18 protein-coding genes are annotated in these 22,102 nt (G+C 47.1%); all 18 read right to left on the bottom strand.

Going from position 1 to position 22,102, the window contains the following annotated elements:
• Positions 1-51 precede the first annotated feature (51 nt).
• The 18 genes from nadA to mfd all read right to left on the bottom strand — a co-directional run bounded on the left by nadA (position 52) and on the right by mfd (position 22,091).
• On the bottom strand, positions 52-990 hold the full coding sequence (gene nadA / locus BM415_RS22605; protein WP_091161514.1) for a quinolinate synthase NadA: 939 nt from the start codon (positions 988-990) through the stop codon (positions 52-54).
• 295 nt (positions 991-1,285) lie between these two features.
• Positions 1,286-3,340 carry an ATP-dependent zinc metalloprotease FtsH gene (gene ftsH / locus BM415_RS22600; protein ID WP_091161513.1) on the bottom strand — a complete coding sequence of 685 codons (2,055 nt, stop codon included), beginning with the start codon at positions 3,338-3,340 and terminating at the stop codon, positions 1,286-1,288.
• A 98-nt stretch (positions 3,341-3,438) separates the two neighbouring features.
• Positions 3,439-3,978 (bottom strand): hypoxanthine phosphoribosyltransferase, encoded by a 540-nt coding sequence (gene hpt, locus BM415_RS22595; RefSeq protein ID WP_091161511.1) that lies wholly within the window; start codon positions 3,976-3,978, stop codon positions 3,439-3,441.
• Positions 3,979-4,043: 65 nt separating this feature from the next.
• Positions 4,044-5,468: a tRNA lysidine(34) synthetase TilS gene (tilS, locus tag BM415_RS22590; protein WP_091161509.1), complete on the bottom strand. Its 1,425-nt coding sequence runs from the start codon at positions 5,466-5,468 to the stop codon at positions 4,044-4,046.
• A 50-nt stretch (positions 5,469-5,518) separates the two neighbouring features.
• A complete protein-coding gene (locus BM415_RS22585) occupies positions 5,519-6,451 on the bottom strand; it encodes a serine/threonine protein kinase (protein WP_091161508.1) in 933 nt (310 codons plus the stop codon).
• A complete protein-coding gene (locus BM415_RS22580; RefSeq protein ID WP_091161506.1) occupies positions 6,435-7,181 on the bottom strand; it encodes a vWA domain-containing protein in 747 nt (248 codons plus the stop codon). The genes BM415_RS22585 and BM415_RS22580 overlap by 17 nt, the downstream gene beginning before the upstream one ends.
• A gap of 100 nt (positions 7,182-7,281) precedes the next feature.
• Entirely contained in the window at positions 7,282-9,786 is a 2,505-nt protein-coding gene (gene spoIIE, locus BM415_RS22575) for a stage II sporulation protein E (RefSeq protein WP_091161504.1), read from the bottom strand.
• 376 nt (positions 9,787-10,162) lie between these two features.
• Positions 10,163-10,696, bottom strand: coding sequence for a S1 domain-containing RNA-binding protein (locus BM415_RS22570; protein WP_091161502.1), 534 nt, complete (start codon positions 10,694-10,696; stop codon positions 10,163-10,165).
• Between the two features lie 184 nt (positions 10,697-10,880).
• Entirely contained in the window at positions 10,881-11,225 is a 345-nt protein-coding gene (locus BM415_RS22565; protein ID WP_091161500.1) for an FtsB family cell division protein, read from the bottom strand.
• 33 nt (positions 11,226-11,258) lie between these two features.
• The gene (yabQ, locus tag BM415_RS22560) at positions 11,259-11,828 is read right to left on the bottom strand and encodes a spore cortex biosynthesis protein YabQ (RefSeq protein WP_091161499.1); all 570 of its coding nucleotides are present in this window, start codon (positions 11,826-11,828) and stop codon (positions 11,259-11,261) included.
• Positions 11,825-12,109, bottom strand: a complete 285-nt coding sequence (yabP, locus tag BM415_RS22555; RefSeq protein WP_091161497.1) for a sporulation protein YabP — start codon at positions 12,107-12,109, stop codon at positions 11,825-11,827. Before yabP ends, yabQ begins: the two co-directional genes overlap by 4 nt.
• Positions 12,110-12,236: 127 nt before the next feature.
• Positions 12,237-12,515, bottom strand: coding sequence for an RNA-binding S4 domain-containing protein (locus tag BM415_RS22550; RefSeq protein WP_091161495.1), 279 nt, complete (start codon positions 12,513-12,515; stop codon positions 12,237-12,239).
• Positions 12,516-12,788, bottom strand: a complete 273-nt coding sequence (locus BM415_RS22545) for an HU family DNA-binding protein (RefSeq protein WP_091161493.1) — start codon at positions 12,786-12,788, stop codon at positions 12,516-12,518.
• Between the two features lie 296 nt (positions 12,789-13,084).
• Positions 13,085-14,584 carry a bifunctional methyltransferase/pyrophosphohydrolase YabN gene (gene mazG, locus BM415_RS22540; protein ID WP_091161491.1) on the bottom strand — a complete coding sequence of 500 codons (1,500 nt, stop codon included), beginning with the start codon at positions 14,582-14,584 and terminating at the stop codon, positions 13,085-13,087.
• A gap of 122 nt (positions 14,585-14,706) precedes the next feature.
• Complete coding sequence (locus BM415_RS22535; RefSeq protein ID WP_091161490.1) at positions 14,707-16,362, bottom strand: putative polysaccharide biosynthesis protein; 1,656 nt, start codon at positions 16,360-16,362, stop codon at positions 14,707-14,709.
• A gap of 142 nt (positions 16,363-16,504) precedes the next feature.
• Positions 16,505-17,047 carry a stage V sporulation protein T gene (spoVT, locus tag BM415_RS22530; RefSeq protein ID WP_091161488.1) on the bottom strand — a complete coding sequence of 181 codons (543 nt, stop codon included), beginning with the start codon at positions 17,045-17,047 and terminating at the stop codon, positions 16,505-16,507.
• Between the two features lie 360 nt (positions 17,048-17,407).
• A complete protein-coding gene (locus tag BM415_RS22525; protein WP_091161486.1) occupies positions 17,408-18,580 on the bottom strand; it encodes a peptidylprolyl isomerase in 1,173 nt (390 codons plus the stop codon).
• Positions 18,567-22,091 (bottom strand): transcription-repair coupling factor, encoded by a 3,525-nt coding sequence (gene mfd, locus BM415_RS22520; protein WP_091161484.1) that lies wholly within the window; start codon positions 22,089-22,091, stop codon positions 18,567-18,569. Before mfd ends, BM415_RS22525 begins: the two co-directional genes overlap by 14 nt.
• Between the last annotated feature and the right edge of the window lie 11 nt (positions 22,092-22,102).

Here is a 22,102-nt window from a genome sequence, read left to right as displayed (position 1 = left end):
TTGCTATCTCCCGTCTCTTCATAAAAAGTAGACTGCTGAAAACATAGTGAATTATTTCACCTGCAACATACGCTCAAGGGATAAACGGGCACGATCGGCTACATCCTGCGGCACATAAATCTCAGGCTTCATCGTTTCAAGCGCCTTGACCAGCTTCTTGAGATTATTCACCTTCATATTCGGGCAGACCAAGAACTTCGTTGCAAAGTGGAATTCCTTGTCCGGACTATCCACTCGAAGCTGGTACCCTGTTCCATCTTCCGTACCTACAATAAATTCTTTGCAAGCAGAGTCTCTGCAATATTCCAAAATAGCTGTCGTACTTCCAACAAAATCACCCATCTCAACGACTTCTGGGCGGCACTCTGGATGAACAACAAACTCTGCATTTGGATATTTGGCGCGCATTTCAACGACGTCTTTTACGGTCAGCATGTCATGAGTGTTGCAATATCCTTCCCAGATGATCATCTTCTTGTCTGTATGCTGCTGTACATAATGGCCCAAATTTTTATCGGGAACCCATATAATTTCTTCTGCATCCAAGGATTGAATGACCTTAACCGCATTGGAGGAAGTACAGCATATATCGGTCTCTGCCTTGATCTCGGCTGAGGAGTTTATATATGTAACCACCTTCGCATTCGGATGCTGTGCTTTCAGCTTGCGCAGTCCATCCACATTCACCATGTCAGCCATGGGACAGCCGGCTCTTTCATCTGGAATAATGACTTTCTTGTTAGGTGCCAGAATCTTCGCGCTCTCTCCCATAAAGTGAACACCGCAGAACACAATAACATCGGCATCGGTCTGAGCTGCCTTCTGAGCAAGCAGGAATGAATCGCCCCGAAAGTCAGCTACCTCTTGAATTTCATCACGCTGATAATAGTGTGCCAAAATAATTGCGTTGCGCTCTTTCTTTAACACCTCAATACGTTTTTTCAGTTCACGATTCATTTCTGCCTTACGCTCTAATGCTAATGCTTCCACTTGAAGACCCTCTCCCTTATATAAGCAATAGATAAAAAACCGCTTTCACCTTTGTGATGGCATCGCTTGTTATTTGATTCACAAAGTACGACATACGAATACCATAGGTGGATCAATTTCATTCTCATTGAACGAGCTATAAAGTTGATTCAGGTTTACACCTAATTTACATAAGGTTTCTCTATGTGTCAATTCACAAAATTGTCGCAAATTAAGGGTCATGGTCTATGTTAAATCAAAAAAACCGAAGAACGCTCCTGCGTTCTCCGGTTTAATCTCTTTTATGACTTGTTCATTACGTTGTTGGCTTGTTATTATCCGGTGAATTTGCATCACCAGACTCTGGGTTGGATGATGTTGTGTCAGGCTCTGTCTGACTAGGACCATCATTGGAAATATCACCAGCCTGGGATCCGTTGTTCTCTTTGCCTTGAATACGGACACGCACATCACCGACATTGTCGATTACAGGCTCGCCGTTCTCCGAAGAACCTCCGGACGAATCAGTACCTTTGTCTGTAATGGCACCTTTCTCAATCAACTGCTTAATATCTTCAAGATCAAGGGTTTCTCTCTCCAGAAGCGTTTCAGCAATCAGGTGTACTTCCTTAGAATGCTTGCTAAGCAGTTCTTTTGCTTGCTCATAGCATTCTGTAATCATACGTCTCATCTCTTGGTCAATTTCATGGGCAATCGCATCACTATAGTTTGGCTCATGTCCAAAATCGCGTCCCAGGAAGACTTGTCCCTGAGAGTTGCCAAATTGAAGAGGTCCGAGCTTCTCACTCATACCGTATTCCATAACCATGCTGCGTACAATGCCTGTCGCTTGTTGGAAGTCACTATATGCACCAGTTCCGATTTCACCGATAAAGATTTCTTCGGCAGCACGTCCGCCGAGCAAACCTGTGATACGGTCAAGGAGCTCCGGCTTCGTAGCAAGCATACGATCTTCTTTAGGCATCATAATAACATATCCGCCTGCACGTCCACGTGGGACAATCGTTACTTTATGAACCATATCGGCATTCTCCAAGAAATATCCGACAATCGTATGACCCGCTTCGTGATAAGCGACAATGCGCTTCTCGCGATCACTGACTACACGGCTCTTCTTCTCTGTACCGACAATTACACGGTCAATCGCTTCATCCATTTCACGCATGGAAATGTCTTTGCGATTACGTCTTGCAGCAAGTAGCGCTGCTTCGTTCAGCAGATTCTCCAGGTCTGCACCTGTAAATCCGGTAGTACGCTTCGCAATAACATCCATCTTAACGTCTTTTGTAAGTGGTTTGTTGCGCGCATGTACTTTCAGAACCGCTTCACGGCCTTTGACGTCCGGACGATCTACCGTAATTTGACGGTCAAAACGTCCTGGGCGGAGAAGGGCAGGGTCAAGAATATCTTGACGGTTCGTCGCTGCAATAATGATAATACCTTCATTTGCACCAAAGCCGTCCATTTCGACGAGCAACTGGTTGAGCGTTTGCTCACGCTCATCATGACCGCCGCCGAGTCCGGCGCCGCGCTGACGACCTACCGCATCGATTTCATCAATGAAGATGATACATGGTGCATTCTTCTTCGCATTCTCAAACAAGTCACGTACACGGGATGCACCGACACCGACGAACATTTCGACGAAGTCAGAACCCGAAATACTGAAGAACGGTACACCTGCTTCTCCTGCTACCGCACGAGCAAGAAGCGTTTTACCTGTTCCCGGAGGCCCGTTAAGCAGAACCCCTTTTGGAATTCTTGCGCCAACCGCCGCAAATTTACGAGGATCCTTCAAGAACTCAACGACTTCGACAAGCTCCTGCTTCTCTTCGTCAGCTCCTGCGACATCCTCAAAAGTAACTTTCTTCTTCTCTTCGTTATACAGACGTGCACGGCTCTTGCCAAAGTTCATCACTTTACCGCCGCCGCCCTGCGCCTGATTGAACAGGAAGAAGAACAGAACAAACATCAAAATAAGAGGTATAAACGATGTTAGCAGTGTCAGCCAGATGCTGTCACCTTCCATCGGTTGTTGCGCTAGTTCAAAGCCATTGGTCTCGCTGGCCTCAACGACTTCCTGTACAGCAGTCTCAGTGTAAGGGATATACGTAATGAAATTCTTTGGTTCGCCTTCAGCTACTTCTTTGTATTGACCTGTTACACGATATGTGTAACCGTCAAATTGGAGGCTCAGATTCTCTACGTTGTTAGTGGATAACTCCTGCCGAAACTGATTGTATTTAGGGGTATCAGCCGCTTCATTTCCACCATTAATGACTTGGTAGATGCCGACCACTACTAAAAATAAAATTAAATAAAAGCCAGAATTCCGGATGAACCGATTCATCCCCTACCTCCTCTCAAGACACTTAAATTATTTTAACATAGCCATTCTGCCCTTCTCAACAAAGGGAGGAACGTCATCCTTACTCAATGGCTGGGATATCAGCTAGTGTAAATTTCCGGTTTCAAAATCCCGATAAAGGGGAGGTTCCGGTATTTCTCTGCATAATCCAAACCGTATCCGACTACAAATGCATCAGGCAGCACGAAGCCTGTGTAGTCAGCCTCCAGATCGACTTTCCGGCCTGAAGGTTTATCAAACAAGGTTACCACCGTGGTTGACTTGGCTCCTCTGCGCTGCAGAAGATCAATTAGATGGGTAAGTGTAAGACCGCTGTCAATGATGTCCTCCACAATGAGGACGTCACGGTTCTCAACGCTAGCGTCAAGATCTTTAATGATTTTGACAACACCTGACGACTTGGTAGAAGCACCGTAGCTCGAAACGGCCATAAAGTCCATCTCAACTGGAACGGTTATGCTCTTCACCAAATCAGCCATAAATATAAACGCGCCTTTAAGTACACAAATGACTAAAGGATTGCGATCTGCATATTCCTTGCTCAGGATTTCTCCCAATTCCTTAATCTTGTTCTGAAGCTCTTCTTCACTAATCAATACTTCTTGAATATCGTTCTGCAACGTCGCGAACCTCCTAAGTTATACTATGAAAGTCATACCTGCACCATTACTGTCACTCGGGCCCACTAAAGTTCCTCCACCAGCATTCGAATGATGGATGTGGAATCTTCACTTACCGGGAAATGAATCGAGCGACGTACGCCCGGAATCCAGATGATGTTTCCGGCACCATCGCATATTACGGGAATACGAGAACGCAGGGACGGAGGAATTTTGGCATCTATAAAAATATCTTTAACCTTTTTGCTTCCGTTTAATCCCATCACTTTCATGGTATCTCCAGGCAATCGCGAACGAATCGTAAGCGGCCATATGAATGTATTCGCATCAAACAGCGCTTCACTAGCAGAAACCGGCCTGGATCGATTACCCAGACAGGATAAATGAAGTCTTGTGCCGATTTCAGTAAGATCCAATTGAGTGTCTCCATCCAAGAAATCCAACTGGTAACTATAATGCTCTAATACAGAAGACCTCTGGGAAGAAAAAATGATATTATCATATTCCCGAATGCAAACAATTCCTTGGCCAATATCGTGGCTCCACGTGGTGGGCTCATGCTGAACCGCACCTCTGCGAATGGTTTCAATCCTCGAAAAATCAACAAAATCATCGTTCGAAGGCAGATAATTTAATATTAATTTAATCAACCTCCGTTGTAAAGCGACATGTAGCTTCTTAAAATCAGTCACTTTAAAGGTTAGGTTGTCCTCTGAATTTCGAACCATTTCGGAATACGTCTGCCGGGAGATGGTATTCATATAATCATCTTCAACACTCATGACCTCAGCCAAGCGATTAAGTGACTCCGTAAGCTGATCATTATATTGCCCCAAATAAGGAAGTACATCCAGTCTAATCGCATTTCTTCTGTACTTCGTGCTCATATTGCTGCTGTCAATAACATAGGGCAGATCATATTGTTCACATTGATGAACCAAGTCCGTCTTGTTAATACGCAAACAAGGACGAATAAGTTCCACGTTTTTTTCAAAACGTTTAATTTTTATTCCGGTGAGTCCCGAAGGACCACTCCCCCTCAGCAAATGAAGCAGAACTGTCTCCGCCTGATCATCCGCATGATGAGCCAGAGCAATACTATCCGCATTGTATTTGGCAGCTATCTGATGGAGAAATTCATACCGCTTCTCTCGCGAAGCATCCTGTGCGTTCCTTCCGCTGTCTTGGACATACTGGGGTATATTTACCCTTGTCATCTCGAACGGAATCAATAGAGACTCGGCGAATTCCCTCACCATCTCCGCCTCCTGATCAGACTCTGCCCGAAATCCATGATGAACATGAGCACAGATTAGTGTAAGCGGTGTGTGATTTTTCGAAATTTGATGCAGAATATGTAAAAGAGCCACAGAATCCGCTCCTCCGGATACTGCGACCACGATCCGGTAACCCGGCTGCCATAAATCAAAAGTCTCTGCCGTTTCCAGCACCCGAAGTGCCGTATTGCTCAGCTTGCTGCGTCCTTCCATGCTGCTCCTTCTTTCTATAAATCAAGGTTAGCCTATGTACCTCTAAACCATCAGCGGAGCAGGAACATAATAGCTCCAGCCATGATTAGAGCAGATAATGCAAACGATGGAATTAACCACCTAGGAGCGGGCTCAGATCTGGACTCACTTTGCCGTTTAACTGGTCCATACACATGCTTCTTCCAATGCAGAAATGCCATTTCCGCACTTTCAAATTTTCCTTGTACTGCTTGTCCAAGCCAGCCTTTATATGGAGAGAGCCTCTCGCTTCGCAGAATCAATGCAGACAAGGGACCCATTCCCCTTAACTGGGGAAGACTTTCTCCGGCAAGCCGCTGTAGTTCATCCCCCTCCAAGAGATGAATCAGCAGGAGAGCAAAGGAGAATACGTCATATCCAGGATCAGCCACGCGGCTTCCCGCGTTCCAGTATCCCCTATCGTACCATTCTGTAAACTGTTTAGCACTGCGTCCGGCAGGACTTACTCCGCCGTAATCAATGAGCTCAACCTCCCCATACCGGGTGACAAGTACATTTTGCGGCTTTAGATCACAGAATATAAAGCCCATGCGATGCAGCTCGGCCAGCTTCTTCAGCAGCCTTAAACCTGTTATCGTTATCCAGTCCGAGCCATGCTTCCGAATAAAGTGATGAATGGGTTCGCCTCTAACATACTTCATCACGTAGAAAGGAATATCGGTACCATTGATTCGATAATCATCCACTTCCTTAAGATAGGAAGCGGACTTGCGTCCAGCTTGAGAATATTGACTTTCGAGCGATGTCAGGACATTAATTTCTGACTGCAAGTCTACTCCATTAAAGCCCATCTTCAACGCATACCGGCCTCCACCCGGTTCACGCTGAACCAAATAAACGATCCCGTTTGCTCCCTTACCCAGCGTTCTCAGGATAACATACTTGCCCTGTTTCCATTTGCCGGTTACCACTGTTCCAGGAGAAAAATCAGGACCCAGCGGCATAGTCACCCAGCATCCCTTCTTTAGTCCCTTGATCATAAGATATAAGCTCGTGTTCGTTTAGTGTACCATAACGGTAATAATCCATCACCTTTAATATTGCGGGTCCTGTAGGGGTTGCTCCCCTCATCTGGAGTCTGTTAAACATCTTACGCAGGGCATAAACATCCTCAGTCCAAGGTATATCAATGACAGCCTCCTCGCCCCCATGCTTTCCCGGAAAGTGAAATACAGAAATTTGACTTATACCTTCACGCGCTTGAAGGCTCAGCATCAAATCTCGGATTCCTTCCTCGACAGCCGGAAGCTTAGGCTTCATGCTCGCGCTTGCATCAATTAGAAGCGCAACCTGCAAGGGAGTCGTTTCACTTAAGTTGTCCATTACCTTCACAACCTCCGCGCGCTGATGCGGTGGAAGCTCGGATAACGTCCCTTTTCCCAAAATTTGCTTCAACTCTTTATTAACCGCCATTTCAATGGTCTGAACCACGGTTTTGCGTGTCATCATCTGCATCGTCTTCGCCAAATGAGGCGTACCGACGATTCGGCTGATGCCTCCGCCTGCCTTCGCGATTTCATCTATTTCCTGACTTCCCAGCTCTCCAATGGTCCCATAATCCACTACGCCAACCACATTGACGGTAATGCCCTCCTCCAAGGCATGAGCCGCTGCAAGAACCGGACTTGATCCAACATTCGAACATCCATCTGTAATCAGCAAAATCTGCTTCATCATTCATTCCCCTTTCAAATCAACTGGATCATTCCTATTATTTCCAGTATTGAATTGATTCAAACGGGGGGATTTTTTTCTTCTATATAATAGGTCCTGATCAGCTGACGGTTCTTGGTCGCTCCATTCGATCCATTCCCGGAATTCGGAGTGTTGACCATTCAGGTCTGAAGTGATCGATTTTGCCGACCACAACGGTCATGTCATCATGAATTTTATTTTGCTGATAACGAATAACTCTCTCTAGTAGAATATCGGCAATTTCCTGTGGATCTTCACTATCCAGCTCCTGAATCATCCGCTTCATCCACAATTCTTTATTCACCGCATAGCCGGGCGCATCATAGATGCCATCGGTCATCATAATGACGATATCCCCCGGGTTCAGCTGGATACTGACGAGATCGACCTCAATATCTTTAATAATCCCTATCGGCAGGTTGCTGGCAGATACGGGAATGACCTCATCCCCTCTCTTAATGAAGCTGGGTGTCGATCCGATCTTCAAGAAGGTGGACTGGGCAGAATACTGATCGATCAGTGCCATATCCACTGTGGCATAAATCTCTTCCGGAGACCGCAGCATCAGAATTGAATTGACAGACTTAATTGCTAGCTTCGCATCCATCCCGGATTGAAGAAGCTGCTCCAAGATATTAAGAGCTGTGCTGCTCTCCATTCTCGCTCGTTCACCATTGCCCATTCCATCGCTTAACGCAACAGCAAAAGTTCCATTCCCGAGCTCGACTGTGCTGTAGCTGTCACCAGACAAGAGTCCTCCTCCCTTGGCTGCGCCAGCTACGCCTGTTGTCACTTCATAGGTTTTTGCCGAACCGAAGGTAACGGTCGCCAATCCCTGTTTCGGTAAAGTCATGACCTCCTCTACTACAGCAATATGTTCATCAAGAATATCGGACAGCAGTGGTGCAATAATTTTTCGGCATTCATCAAATCCTCTCGTATAAGCATGTACAATCTCAATCTCGACATGACCTGCGTCCAGGTTAATGATGTCGATGCTGTGAATGGATAAACCGAGCTGCTCCAAGGCGGAACGAATCTGATCCTCCTGCTTATGCATAATCGTTGTTTCGCGCTGGATCTCACGTGCCAGGTCCTCCATTACCTGAGACACGCCGGACAATTGCTCGGCAACCAGCACACGGCTGTCGTATATTTGCCGCTTCCATTGCATATTATCTTGGTATAGCCCATATTGACGCTTCATCACCTCTAAGACAGCATCCGTCTTGGCACATGATTTAGTCCAGGATGCAGGAATATCCCTCGCTTCAAAGTCTGGATTCTCTTCAATCGCCGACATCATTTCCGTCATGTACTTATAAGTCTGATAGAACTTGCCGTCCCAACACTGAGACTGCTTGAAGCAAGCAGCACAGGTCCCGTCAGCCACAGCATTCATAAAATGCTCCATATCCTGTTGTCCTTGCTTGATCTCAGGTGCCTCCGACATCTGATCAAAGCTCTTCGACAGCTGCTTAAACACCTGTGAGAACCGGGTTACTCGTTCAGCTGTCAAATCCCGAATCCGCTTCGCATATTCATGCTGATTATGGCTGTGGTCCTGCGTCCCAGGCACATATTTCGATATGACATTTAATATACTCTTCGGTGTCAGCAAAAAGAGTAATATTGCGGCACAGCTCTCATAGGTTGATGTGATCACATCTCCCGTTCCGCCTAGATAAATGGCCAGAATGGAGGAGCCAAGCAGCATCCCAAGCGAGACAGCCAGCTTCTTTCCTTCCTTCAGCATCCCCGCCAGCATGCCGGAGAAAGCAAGCAAGCTCATCTGATATATCGCTGACATATTGGCAAGACTCAGAATTAGTCCCGTGATTACCCCGACCGATGCGCCAAGCGGTGCACCTCCCACTAGAGCAAAGACAAGAATAAGATATCGTGACAGCACATTCTCAGCGGATAGATTATATACCGTAAAACCGACAGCCCCTGTCATGACGGATGCCAGTAGAATTATAAGACACAGGATCTCCTCGCTGCGGAGGTTTACATTTTTCTTGCGATAAGTGAACACGGGAATGGCCTGAATAAACACAAGGGTGAGCACGAAGCTGAGTATGGCATCGATCGTCATCATTAGGACCGCGTACCATGTGAATGAGGGTCCGATCAGGACGGTAAACAAATTGACCATAAAGGCTGAAGTGAATACCATCACCGGTGCGTAAGACAACTCGGTCTTGCCAAAAGACGAGAGCCCTCGATAGAGGAGATAGAAAATACTGACCTCGGCGGCGATCGTAAATAGTGTGGGATAGGGAGCGAAAAAGCCTCCGGCCAGAATAGCGATCCCTACCGGGAGCAGAAAATCTCTTCTCAGGAACATAATGACGGCGAAGTAGGCTATGGCAAAAGGAGATAACTCGTCCAATATCATAGCCTTGCCGAGCAAAAAACCCATTACCGTCAGCAGAATCATCCATTTCTTCTCCGCAATGAACTGTACGGCCTTCAGCGATCCCGCCCAGGATTTTATTCTCGTGCCTGCTTCTTTACGAATGGCTTTGCCTCCTTTGCCTGTTCTCAGTCCAGGGAAAGGTATTACATTCCACTTGTCCATTACTTTGGCACCCCAATCGTTTGATTTGATGGTACCCATTATAGTCAGCTTGTTCTGTGAAAGTTTGTCAGAAACACAAACCGTGCCAAAAGAAATTTCCGACAAAAATAGGGAGTGTGCGAAAGTTCAGAGAAGCGTAGGCGAATGAAGCAACGGTATAGGCTTGTCCCTTTCTGTTCGTATCAAATTCGTATGTATTTGCCGGATGCGCAAGTCTTCTGTCCGCCTAAATCTGCTAGCGATATGAAAAGAGAATACCGGAATTCGCTTGAAACCTGTCGGACGATTCCTCACAAGCGACAAAAAAACCACAGACTATAAAAAGTCTGTGGTTCTTCTATACGATACAATCTATGCGTAAGATCAGGTTGATAACTTACATACGTTTCGCGCCGCGGCCTCCACGTTTACCTTCAGTGTTCTTCTTCAGCGACGAAATTCGCTCTTCACTGTCTTTCAGGAAGCGTGACATTTTATCCTCGAATGAAGGCTTGCCAAACGAAGGCTTGCCGGCAGAAGGTTTGTAAGGACGCCCTCCCCGTTCACGATTGTTATAGCTACTGCCGCCACTACCGCTGCTGCTGCCGCCGCCGAATCGTTCTCTGTCTCCACCAGTACGTTCCGGTCTTGGTGCTCTTGGTGGACGAGCCTGCTGTTGTACTTCACCTGCAGGGCGATCTACTGCCTGCTTAATGGAAAGTCCAATTTTGCCGTCTTTATCAACGTTAATGACCTTAACGGTTACGACGTCATTAATCTTCAGGTGATCATTGACATCCTTAACGTAATTATCGGCGATTTCCGAGATGTGAACGAGACCCGTGACACCTCCTGACAGATCCACAAATGCTCCAAAATGCGTGATGCCTGTCACTTTGCCCTCTAACTTGGTGCCCACTTCAATTGCCATAGAATAAAATGATCCTCCCTTAAAATTATACAACCCGATTTTTGAATCTGTTGCGGTATGTCAATTATACCTTATGCCCCAAAGCAAGGTCAACTGAGCGGACGCCTGCTTTGCAGCCTATTTTACGGTTATATTTGCATCAAATACCAGTAAATTTTGACTGAATGTGATGTACCTGCCTGTCCTATTCATCTACTGGATAAATTGGTGTTTCACCCGGCATAAACATCCCGTACTTCTTCCGTGCCAGCTGCCCGATGTATTCAGGATCCTGCAGCCGCTCCACTTCATTGGACAGTTCGGTCTTCTCCTTCTGAGCCTCAGCATTGATCTTTGTCGCCTGCTCAAGCTTGGCACTCTTGTCCGCCATTTGAACAGATTGACTATAGAAAGTGTACACTGCCCACCCTGTAAAGCAAACCATAAAGGTAAGCCACAGCATGATTCGCCTGCGTGCCCCCGTAGTTGTTGATTTATGCGCATTTCCTTGAGATGTACTTCGAATATGGCGCCCAGACGGTTTACTCATCCGTGGAACCTCCTTCATCATAATCAGGGCGATCTAGAACCAATAGGTCCACCACTCTTTAATTCGAACCCATACACGTTGCAGCCACATCGGCGTCTTCCATCTGCTGAGGAGTGGCCGGAGCGGCAAATAAAGCAGCTTCAATATCGGTCTGATCAACTGGTACAGCATCCTGATAATAAAAATAAACGCAGCCATTATAAATCCGAATAAAATGCGCAGGACTCTTATAATCCCTTTGATCGGAAGAACAAACAATACATTTAATATCCGGTAGATGCCGTATGCCAAACGTTTTACAATTCCAATTAACATTACCACAAATTTTTGAATCGTAACACTTAAAACCAAAAAATAGATCCAAACCCCTATGAACAGACCTAAAAAGACATAAAACCTCAAGTCTCCATGGTTAACTATATAGAGTGTTCGAAATATAAATAAGGCTGCGATCAGCCAGTACATCAGATCAAGAATATGGATGCTCCACCGCGGAAATCTTAACTGACCTGACAGTACCCGGTAACTGTCATACACGATTCCCATAATCCCTCCGGAGAGGAGCATCCATCCCAGCGTAAGCCATTGAAGCTCAGGATTCATCGAAACAGCTTGCCAAGAAGCCCCTTGCCAGATTTAGCATTAGAACCGGGATCTAGATATACAAGGGAGCTGACGTACCCTTCAATTGAGAGCAATCCTTCCTCCAAGCTGAGGTTCTTAATATGTAAATTGTTGCCCCGAATTGTCAGATGACCAAGCTCTGTCTTCAGCAGAAATTCCTCGCTGTCAAAGCTCTCTACATTCATGACACCCGTAATATCGAGCAGCTTCCGATTCTGAATCGTCATGCTGTGCTGTTTCAGCTTCGTTTGTTCCATCATGGCATGTACCCCTCCCTTCTTACACCTAGCTTATGGGCAAGATACACAGATTAGAACATGCCATGAATAGAAAAAAGCACTCTATCCAACCGAGGGATAGAGCGCTCTTCTGTTATGTTGACGGCATTTAAAAATCAAGTCCATTATTCTTGGCGATGGCTTCTTCCTTCACCACAGAGAATAAGCTGGATGCCTCTTCCTTACGTGTGCTTTCGGCTAATCTTTCGACGCGAACAGTAACGAGCTTCTGCCCGAATTGGACCGTAATCTCGTCACCCACCTTAACACTAGTGCTAGGCTTAGCTTCGCGTCCATTAATCAGCACTCTCCCCTGCTCAGAGACATCCTTCGCCACGGTACGGCGCTTAATCAGCCTGGACACTTTAAGAAATTTATCAACACGCATTTACTTTACGGCTTCTTTAAGTTTATTACCCGCTTTAAAAGCTGGAACGTTAGAAGCAGGGATTTCAATCGCTGTTCCTGTTTGCGGGTTGCGTCCCGTACGTCCGGAACGTTTACGAGTTTCGAAAGTACCGAAACCGATCAATTGAACTTTATCCCCACCTGCAAGTGCATCTGTAATTTCACCAAGGAAATTGTTAAGTACAGATTCTACGTCTTTTTTAGTTAACCCGCTCTTTTCAGAGATGTTGTTGATCAGATCTGTTTTGTTCATGTTTAAAAGCCTCCCAAATTAAAGAAAATGATACGCAACTATAGTGGAGCGTATTAACGCTGTCCTGTCACGTAACTTTACTATGTTTTCTATTCTTGCTTATACCGGAAAAATCCTTCTGTGATGGATCTTTTTTTGTGACATGCCCGGTATTTGTCCCATGGTTTGATCAAGAATACGATATTTTAGGGGCCATTGTCAAACAAGGCCGCCTCAGCAAAATAGGAATGCTATTCCAATTCCCTGTTCGTTGAATCCATTTCTCACAATACCTTTGAGTTGTGAACCATGTTCCATCAAATGTCTTTCAGCACTTTCTTTGCTTCCTGCCAGTATCCTTCCATCTCGTCTAAACTGCTGTCATGAACCGTTCGTCCCTGCTCTGCCAACCGCTCCTCGATGTAGCGGAATCTGCGGCTAAATTTGCGGTTGACAGCAGACAACGCCTCTTCCGGGTCAGCATCAATGAACCTTGCGATATTAACGGACGCAAACAGGATGTCACCCAGCTCAAGCATTTGCTCCTGCGGAGACTGCCCTTCGGCAATAGATTCCTTCAGCTCAGCCAGTTCCTCCTCGACTTTAGCGATGACGCCGCTCACGTCATCCCAGTCAAACCCGACTTTGGCCGCTTTCTTCTGCAGCTTGTATGATTTCATTAATGCCGGGAGATCTCTTGGGATGCCTGCCAGGGCCGATCTGTCTTCGCTCTCTTGACCTTTGCGCTTCTTCTCCTCCAGCTTCATCGCTTCCCAGTTTGCAATCGCCTCGCCCGCATCCTCTGCTTGATTATCGCCAAAGACGTGCGGATGACGGAAGATCAGCTTATCATTCAGCGTTTCAATCACATCATACACGTTAAATGAGCCTAGCTCTTCCTCCATTTGGGAGTGAAGCATGATTTGCAGGAGCAAGTCTCCGAGCTCCTCCTTCATGTGGTCCGGATCATCATCATCAATGGTTTCGAGCACTTCATAGGTTTCCTCGATCAGATTCTTGCGGATCGAAGCATGGGTCTGTTCACGATCCCATGGACAGCCTTCCGGACTGCGAAGAATGGCCACAATCTCATGCAAGCGACTGAAGGCACGTCTCCGGAGCTGCTCATCGTCTCTTCTCGGTACATAAATCAAGGAGAGATTGCCGTATCCCTCTACCCGATCGAGCTCATATAATGGAACTTCATGAATTTGCTCCTGACCCTCCACTCCAAGCGCATGGCAGGCATATACAAGGGTATCGTCAGGATAGACCTCCATTAGGCTCAGCTTCACATCAGAAGCGGTAAAAATATCATATACCTGTCCTATTACCGTATGAAGCTGGGGATGAAACAGGCTTGCGTCAATGACACCGGCATCGAGCAGCTGAAATCCTTCTATCGGATCAAAGCCGAGTCTTGTGAAGGCTTCATCCAGGAAGCTCTCCCCACCGAGCACAGTCAGCTCGATTCCCCGCTCCGGGCAACGCTCCTTCAGCAGACGAACTGTAGCTTCCGCTACCATGGGATGCCCGGGTACAGCGTACACAATTTCTTCCCCTGCGGCCGCTCCGGCTGCCAGGTTCATCAGCTCCTCCGTTATGGCATCATAGACTTCGGGAAAAGAACTCTTGGCTTCATATATATTATCGAAAGAAACAATCGTTAATTGTAGATCTTTCAGATCATTAAACACGGGATGATCGAGTGTCCGTGCATAGATACGCGCAGCTTGCTTCAACCTCTTCAGTATTCCAAGCGTCAGCTGGTCTTCTCCTCCCGAACCAAGACCAACAACCGTGATCGCTCCGCTCATAAGCATTACCTCCAAAATAGTTTAAGTCGTATTTACTATAACACAGCATACATGCAGACATCAGATGGCAGGCAGCAGCCACAATAGCATAGGGGGATTTGGATCACCTTTGCTTGTCTTGCTCACAACAGCTTCATCTTCTGAAGCAGCTGAGTGAGCTTCGCTCCCTTCGGCAGCACGGCAATCTCTGCTGCCGTAATCAGCTTCGTGCGGATGGCTCCCAGCACGAAGACAAGGACGCCTGCAGAGACGCCAAGCAGGCTCTGGACTAGCGCGGTGATCCTTCCATCCGCGCTAAACCCGGCGGCGCTTGTGCACAGCACAGCAGCGCCTGCGGATACAACCGCCGCGAAGGCTGCCATAGCGGCGGTAACCAGCGCCGGCTTGTATAACGCGGCGCTCAAGGTCACGCGCAGCTGCAAGAATCTTGCCAGCAGCAGCGCGTTCATGGCGGCAGCCGCTGCAAAGGCTGCCGCGGACGAGATTGCCGCTCCGCTGATTCCGAGCGGCGGCACGAGTATAAGGTTCAGCAGCGTCTTGATCGCTGCTGCCGCCAGCATGATGAGCGCAGGCGCTTTGGCGCTGCCGAGTCCCTGCAATAAGGCTGCGGCGATGACGCTAACGGTGCTCCCTGCAGCAGATAACGCGAGTATACGAAGCGTCATTGTTCCTTCTGCATTCATATACAGCATACGGTTAATAGGCTCTGCCAGCACCATGATGCCCACGCTAGCAGCAAGGCCAATCAGCCAAAACCACTTCAAAGCCAGGCTGCTGTGTCTTTGGATTCCGGCTTGATCCTGTCTGATCTTGGCTTCTGCCAGAGCGGGAACGAATAATACTGATAACGATGTAGCCAGCATAGTGACAAGCTGGACAAGCGGCAATCCCCGATTATAAATGCCGAACGTCTGCATCGCTTCCAGATCGTTCAGCCCTTCTTGCTTTAACAGACGAGGGACGGTAAAGGTATCTACCATATTAATTAGAGGCACGGCGACTGAGCCAAGAGCAATTGGGATCGCATACCTCAGTACGGTACGGAGCAGCGCGCCCGTGGATTTCCTCTCCCGGTCCAAAGGCTGCGCCCCTATACGAGCACTTTTCTGACTTTTTCGAAATCCATTTGAGCGAGATCGTATCAGCCAGAATATCCACATGACGACAAGACCTGCCGCGCCTCCTGCTGCTGATCCCAGCATAGCACCAGCGGCAATACCCTCTGCACCGACGCCATAACCCATGAGCACAAATAATAGAATCAACATGACGGTCACACGTATCGTCTGCTCCGTAACCTGGGACACGGCGGTCGGCACCATGTTCTGAAGCCCTTGAAAGTAGCCTCTCAGACCTGCCATCACGGGCACGAATAATAGGGAGAGAGAAGCTGCCCGTACGGATGCAATCACCTCGCTGTTATCGATCAGGCCTCCAATAAGCGGTGCACTCCAATATGTAAGCACACAGAGACATCCGCCTATGATGGCAAGCAGTATGGTGGTCGCCTTCAGTACTCTTCGGCCTTCCTCTTCGTCTCCTCTTGCTTCTGCCTCTGCCACAAGCTTGGATACAGCAATAGGGAAGCCTGCGGTCGCCAGTGTAACGAGCATGATATAAAAGGGATAGACTGTGTTGTATATACCAAATACGCTGTCCCCTGCGATATTTTGCAGCGGGATCTTCTGCAGTGTTCCAATCAGTTTGGACAAGATGGCAGCGCTGCTCAGAACAAAAGCCCCTTGAAGCAGCTTTTTGCTTGAATCCGATGAGTTCATATATGTATACCTGCTTTGTTCTATAGAATGAAGGTGAAGTATATGAACCTTATTATACGAGCATTTCGCATAAATCCCAAAACAAGCTTCAAAAAATGCAAAAAACTCCTGCCTATAGGAAGGCGGGAGTTTTGCTAACACACTACTGCTCCATTTGTTTTCCAAGGAATGCGGCAGCAGTTTCAGCCATTTTGGTCTCTAGCTGAGACATTTTAGTGGATTCGTCCTTGTTGTACATAATGACTGCACCAATCGGATCTCCTCCCGATATGATCGGTGCCACTACATAGGAAGACAAAGGTTCGATATGATCTTTAGCTAATTCATAAGATCCGTTACTGTTCTCAAGCAATGTCTTGCGGTTATCCATTGACGTTTCTAACATATGACCAATCTGCTTATCCAAATATTCCTTCTTGGATCCGCCTGCCACCGTAATAATCGTATCCCGGTCTGAGATTAACGTTACATGGCCAGTGCTTTCATACAGTGATTCTGCATACTCCTTCGCAAAATCCCCCAGTTCTCCAATTGGAGAGTATTTCTTCAGAATGACCTCGCCGTCACGGTCAACAAAAATCTCGAGCGGGTCTCCCTCGCGAATTCGCAAAGTACGGCGAATCTCTTTCGGAATAACCACACGACCAAGATCATCAATACGGCGGACGATACCAGTAGCTTTCATTTACATGTTGCCCCACTTTCTCGAGAAGATTTTTCAACTACTGTTCCTTTTTATGAGGAGGGTCCAGGGTAGTTAAGTGTGATTTCTATATAGAGAGAACTAAAGAAAAATATGTTCATCACGGGTAACAGACCAGCCTTTTGTGAAGGGACCCCTAGCAATAACTTTAGGGTCAGTCCGGCCACCAGATCCACCTCTGATCAAAATAATGACGATGCAGAACTTTAGTTCAATCTATCTAGACCATAGTATTCTTCTGTTCCCAGTTCCTTATACATGAAATATACAATAAGTTCCTAAGTGCAAGATCCGTTGAAATAAAAAAGAAAAGACGCAGTTTCCCGCGCCTCTATCTTGTTCTTATTTTCCATCTGTATTCGATTCTGTACTCTCGCCTTCTGCTCCTGAATCTGCTGCACCTTCATCGCCTGTCGATCCTTCTTCAGAACCTTCAGATCCAGCATCAGTGCCCTCAGTCCCATCAGTACCTTCTGTTCCTTCCGTCCCCTCTGTACCTTCTTCAGCAGCCGGATTCGCAGGTAGTGTAATCTCGCCTTCAATGACTCCATCCACTTCATTCGTCATAAATTCCTGAATTTCTGTGTTGACGACAGAGCTTTTGAGCAGCTTCGTTTGCGCTTCTGTCAATTCTTCAAGTGTTGGCTCTGTACGTTTCTCAACCTTAATAATATGGTAGCCATAATCGGTCTCGACCGGCTCTCCAATGACACCTTGCTCTTGAGTTTTTGCTGCTTCCTTGAAAGCCTCTACCCAATTCGTAACTGGTGTGTCCTCATACAGCCCGCCATTTTCCGCAGATCCCGGATCTTCGGAGTATTCCTTGGCGATAGTAGCAAAATCCTCACCTTTATCCAGCTTGGCTTTTACTTCCTTCGCAAGCTTAAGAGCTTCCCCTTCTGGGCGTGCTTCACCTGACTCAGGATCCGTATTGCTGATCAGCACATGACGAACACTTGCTGTAATAAATTGATCTTTATTGGCTTCGTATTCTGTCTTGACCTGCTCGTCGGTTACATCCTGTGATTTGTACTCAATTAAGCTCAAGACACGCGTCATATAATTCTTAAGCTCGTCCTCTGTTACTTCGTAATCCTTAAGCATTTGATTCCAGGCTTCATCTCCGCCAACCTGAGTTTTCATTTGAGTGATCTGGGCTTCTGCCTCTTCAACGCCTTTTTCCCCAGCTTCTTGAGATACGTCTTTACTCAAATATTCATATGCTACCTGCTGCTTCACAAACATCTCGCGCATCTCATCCATTTGCAGGTAGGCCGCAATCGTTGGATTCATAAACTCCATAATCTTGAGCTCTGAATTGAATTCTTTCTCCGTGATTTCGCCGCCTTTATATTTAACAACCACACTGCTCGTGTCGCCTTCAATTGAATTATTGAAACTGGTGCTGCCTCCTCCAGTATCATTGCTTCCGCATGCAGCCAGAAGAGATATCGATAGAGCGCCGACAGCCGTCACCGCGATCGTCTTCCAGGTTTTTCTGTTATTTTGCAACATCCTGTAGTTCCCCCTTTGATTTGAATGCATCCTTCAAGGCTGCAAGAAACTTCTCTAATGTTTGGAGCAATTCTTGATCACTCAGACCCTTGCCTTTAACATGTACGATCATGCTTTGTCCTTGTTCAAATTGTACACGTCTTTCGAATTGATTGCCAATCCGTGCTAGCTTTGCACCATCCACCGCTTTTTCGCGTCCTTCATAGAACTTCACAGAGATTTGATCACCGCGCTGTACAATCGTCTCGATGCCATACTTCTTGCCATACATTTTGAGTCTGGCAACGGACAGCAGATTCGTGACGGCTTCCGGCAGATCGCCAAACCGATCAACCAGCTCATCCTCAAGCTCCATTGCATCATCAAATGCAGCCAGAACCGCGACCTTTTTATAAATCTCGATCTTTTGAATACTGTCATAGATATAATCAGACGGCAGATAAGCATCAATGCTGATATCGATCGACGTGCTCCAGCTCTGCTCCTGCGGTGCTTCTTCGCCGAGCATCGTTACTTTACGTCTATTAATCTCTTCTGACAACATCTGAGAGTACAGATCGAACCCGACAGAGGCGATGAAGCCATGCTGCTCCGCACCAAGCAAATTCCCGGCCCCGCGGATAGACAAGTCGCGCATCGCAATTTTGAATCCAGAGCCAAGCTCTGTGAATTCCTTAATAGATTGCAGCCTTTTCTCTGCTACTTCGGTAAGCACCTTGTCTCTTTGGTACGTAAAATAGGCATATGCAATTCGGTTCGAGCGCCCTACCCGGCCGCGCAGCTGATACAGCTGGGACAAGCCCATTTTATCTGCATCATGTACGATCAGGGTATTTACGTTTGGAATATCAACCCCGGTCTCGATGATACTCGTGCTGACAAGCACATCAAATTCGCCATCAAGAAAATCGAGAATTGTTTTTTCCAGTTCAGATTCGGTCATTTGTCCGTGACCAACCCCCACTCTTGCCTCAGGGACAAGTGCGGAAATCTCTGCTGCCATCTCCTGTATACCTTGTACCCGATTGTACAAATAGTACACTTGACCGCCTCGTGCCAGCTCCCGCTCAATCGCTTCACGAACCAGCGTTTGACTATGCTCTACAACATAGGTTTGTACGGGGAACCTATTCTCTGGCGGTGTTTCAATAACCGACAAATCCCTTACACCCAGCATCGACATATGCAGTGTTCTCGGAATCGGAGTCGCTGTCAGTGTAAGCACATCGACATTTGTCTTCAGCTTCTTCAGCTTCTCTTTATGCGTTACACCGAATCGCTGCTCCTCATCCACGATTAACAACCCGAGGTCCTTAAACACAAGATCCTGAGAGAGCAGTCGATGTGTACCAATAACGATGTCAATAGTTCCTTGCTTAATCCCTTTAGCGGTCTCGTTCTGTTCTTTACGTGTACGGAACCGGCTAAGAACGCTGATATTAAACGGATACCCGGAGAAACGCTCGCGGAACGTCTCATAATGCTGCTGTGCCAGAATCGTCGTCGGCACAAGCACGGCAACCTGTTTGCCTTCAATAGCCGCCTTGAATGCAGCACGAATAGCGACCTCTGTCTTACCGTAACCTACATCTCCACACAGCAGTCTGTCCATCGGACGACTTTGCTCCATATCCTTCTTGATTTCCTCAATAGCTCGGACCTGGTCTCTCGTTTCGTCATACGGGAACATGTCCTCGAATTCCTGCTGCTCAGCCGTATCCTTATCGAACGCATACCCCGGAGAGGATTGCCGCTCCGCGTAGAGCTTAATCAGGTCATCTGCTATATCCTGGACTGAGCTGCGGACTTTATTTTTGACACGAGTCCACTCATTCCCGCCCAGCTTATAGATCTTCGGCTCCTTCTCTTCGGAACCGACATATTTCTGAATGAGATCAATCTGCTCAATCGGAACAGACAGCTTGTCGCCGCCTGCATACAAAATATGCATGTAATCTTTATGGATACCGCCTACTTCAAGTGTGCCGATACCCATATACTTACCGATTCCATGATTTTGATGTACTACGTAATCTCCAACCTTGAGCTCACTATAGCTCTTGATCCGTTCTGCATTGTCCACATTACGCATCGGCTTCCGTACTTTACGCTGTTTCTGAGAGAACATCTCTCCCTCTGTGATGACAGCCAGCTGGATAGAAGGCATTTCAAATCCGCTCTGCAGATTGCCAATGACCATGTTTGGCTCATGGATGTCATAGTCCTGCAGCACTTTGCGCATCCGATCAAGCCGTTCCTCTCCGCTAGCCATCATAACTACGTTGACTCCAGCTTTTTTCCAGCGCTCCATCTCCGCCTTGAGCACATTCATTTGACCATGGAAATCCTGCATACTGCGGCTGACCATATTCAGAATGTTCTGTGGCTGTGTGTGTGGTACCTGACGCAGGAAAATTGATACAAATAAAGTCTGGAACGGCCGATGGTACAGCACCTCATCATGGTCAAGCGAGAGCGTAAGCTGCGGCAGCGTTTTGCCATTTTGCAGCAGATGAACACTCCATTCGGATTCGTCTCGTTCGAGCTGCTTGCCCGTCTCCAGAAGTCGTGCCGGCTCATCCATGATTAAAATGGTATCCTCAGGCATGTAGTTATAAATGGTTTGCTTCTCAGGGTACAGCTCTGTTACATATTTATATATCTCCGGAAAATAGACATGCTCGCGCAGCAGCTCGATTTCACGATGGATCTCCTCGCGCAGACGCAGCTTCGCTTGACGATCCGTTGTTTTGTCGAGTTGCTCTTCAAGCAGAATGGCAGTTCGATCTGCAGCCTGTTCCATTCTCTCCTGACTTGCAATCAGTTCCTTACACGGTGTTATAACCACTTGCTCTACTCGGTCAATTGACCGCTGATCTGCGGGATCAAATGTCCGTATGGAGTCAATTTCATCATCAAACAGCTCAATACGATAAGCCAGCTCAGCAGTGAGTGGGAAGAAATCGATAATTCCTCCACGTACACTCATCTCACCTTGTGATTCAACACGCTCAACGCGTTCATATCCGAGCTCAACCATACGCTTGAGAAAATGCTCCAGCTCAATCGTCCCACTCTGCTTAAGGGTGATCTCTGCATTAGCTATCACCTGCGGAGCAGGCAGGTAGCGTCTAGCACCAGAGAGCGGAATCACAACAATGCCCCGAAAACCGGCTGCACACTTCAGTAAAACCTCAATGCGCTGAGCAAGTGTTTCAGGACTGGAAATCGCTGCTTCTGCAGCAATTAATTCATTGGCCGGGTAGAGCAACACTTGGTCAGCGGAAAGCGCTTCCTGCAAGTCTTCTGCCACTTTCTGTGCCGCAAACATATTATGTGTTACCACGAGCATCGGTCGATCCAACTGTTTATGCATAGCTGCCATCATTACCTGGCGAGCTGAACCCGATAATCCGGAGATGAGCTGCTCCTTCATTCCTGACCGAATACCGGAAGTTATCGATTCAAAATCGGAATCTTTAGTAAAAGCTTCAATAAGTGCTTGTAGCAAAAGGGGCACCT

This window comes from Paenibacillus sp. 453mf (assembly GCF_900116105.1).
Taxonomy (GTDB): Bacteria; Bacillota; Bacilli; order Paenibacillales; family Paenibacillaceae; genus Paenibacillus; species Paenibacillus provencensis.
The sequence above is the reverse complement of the archived record's forward strand: the minus strand, read 5'-3'. Positions and strand labels throughout refer to the sequence as shown.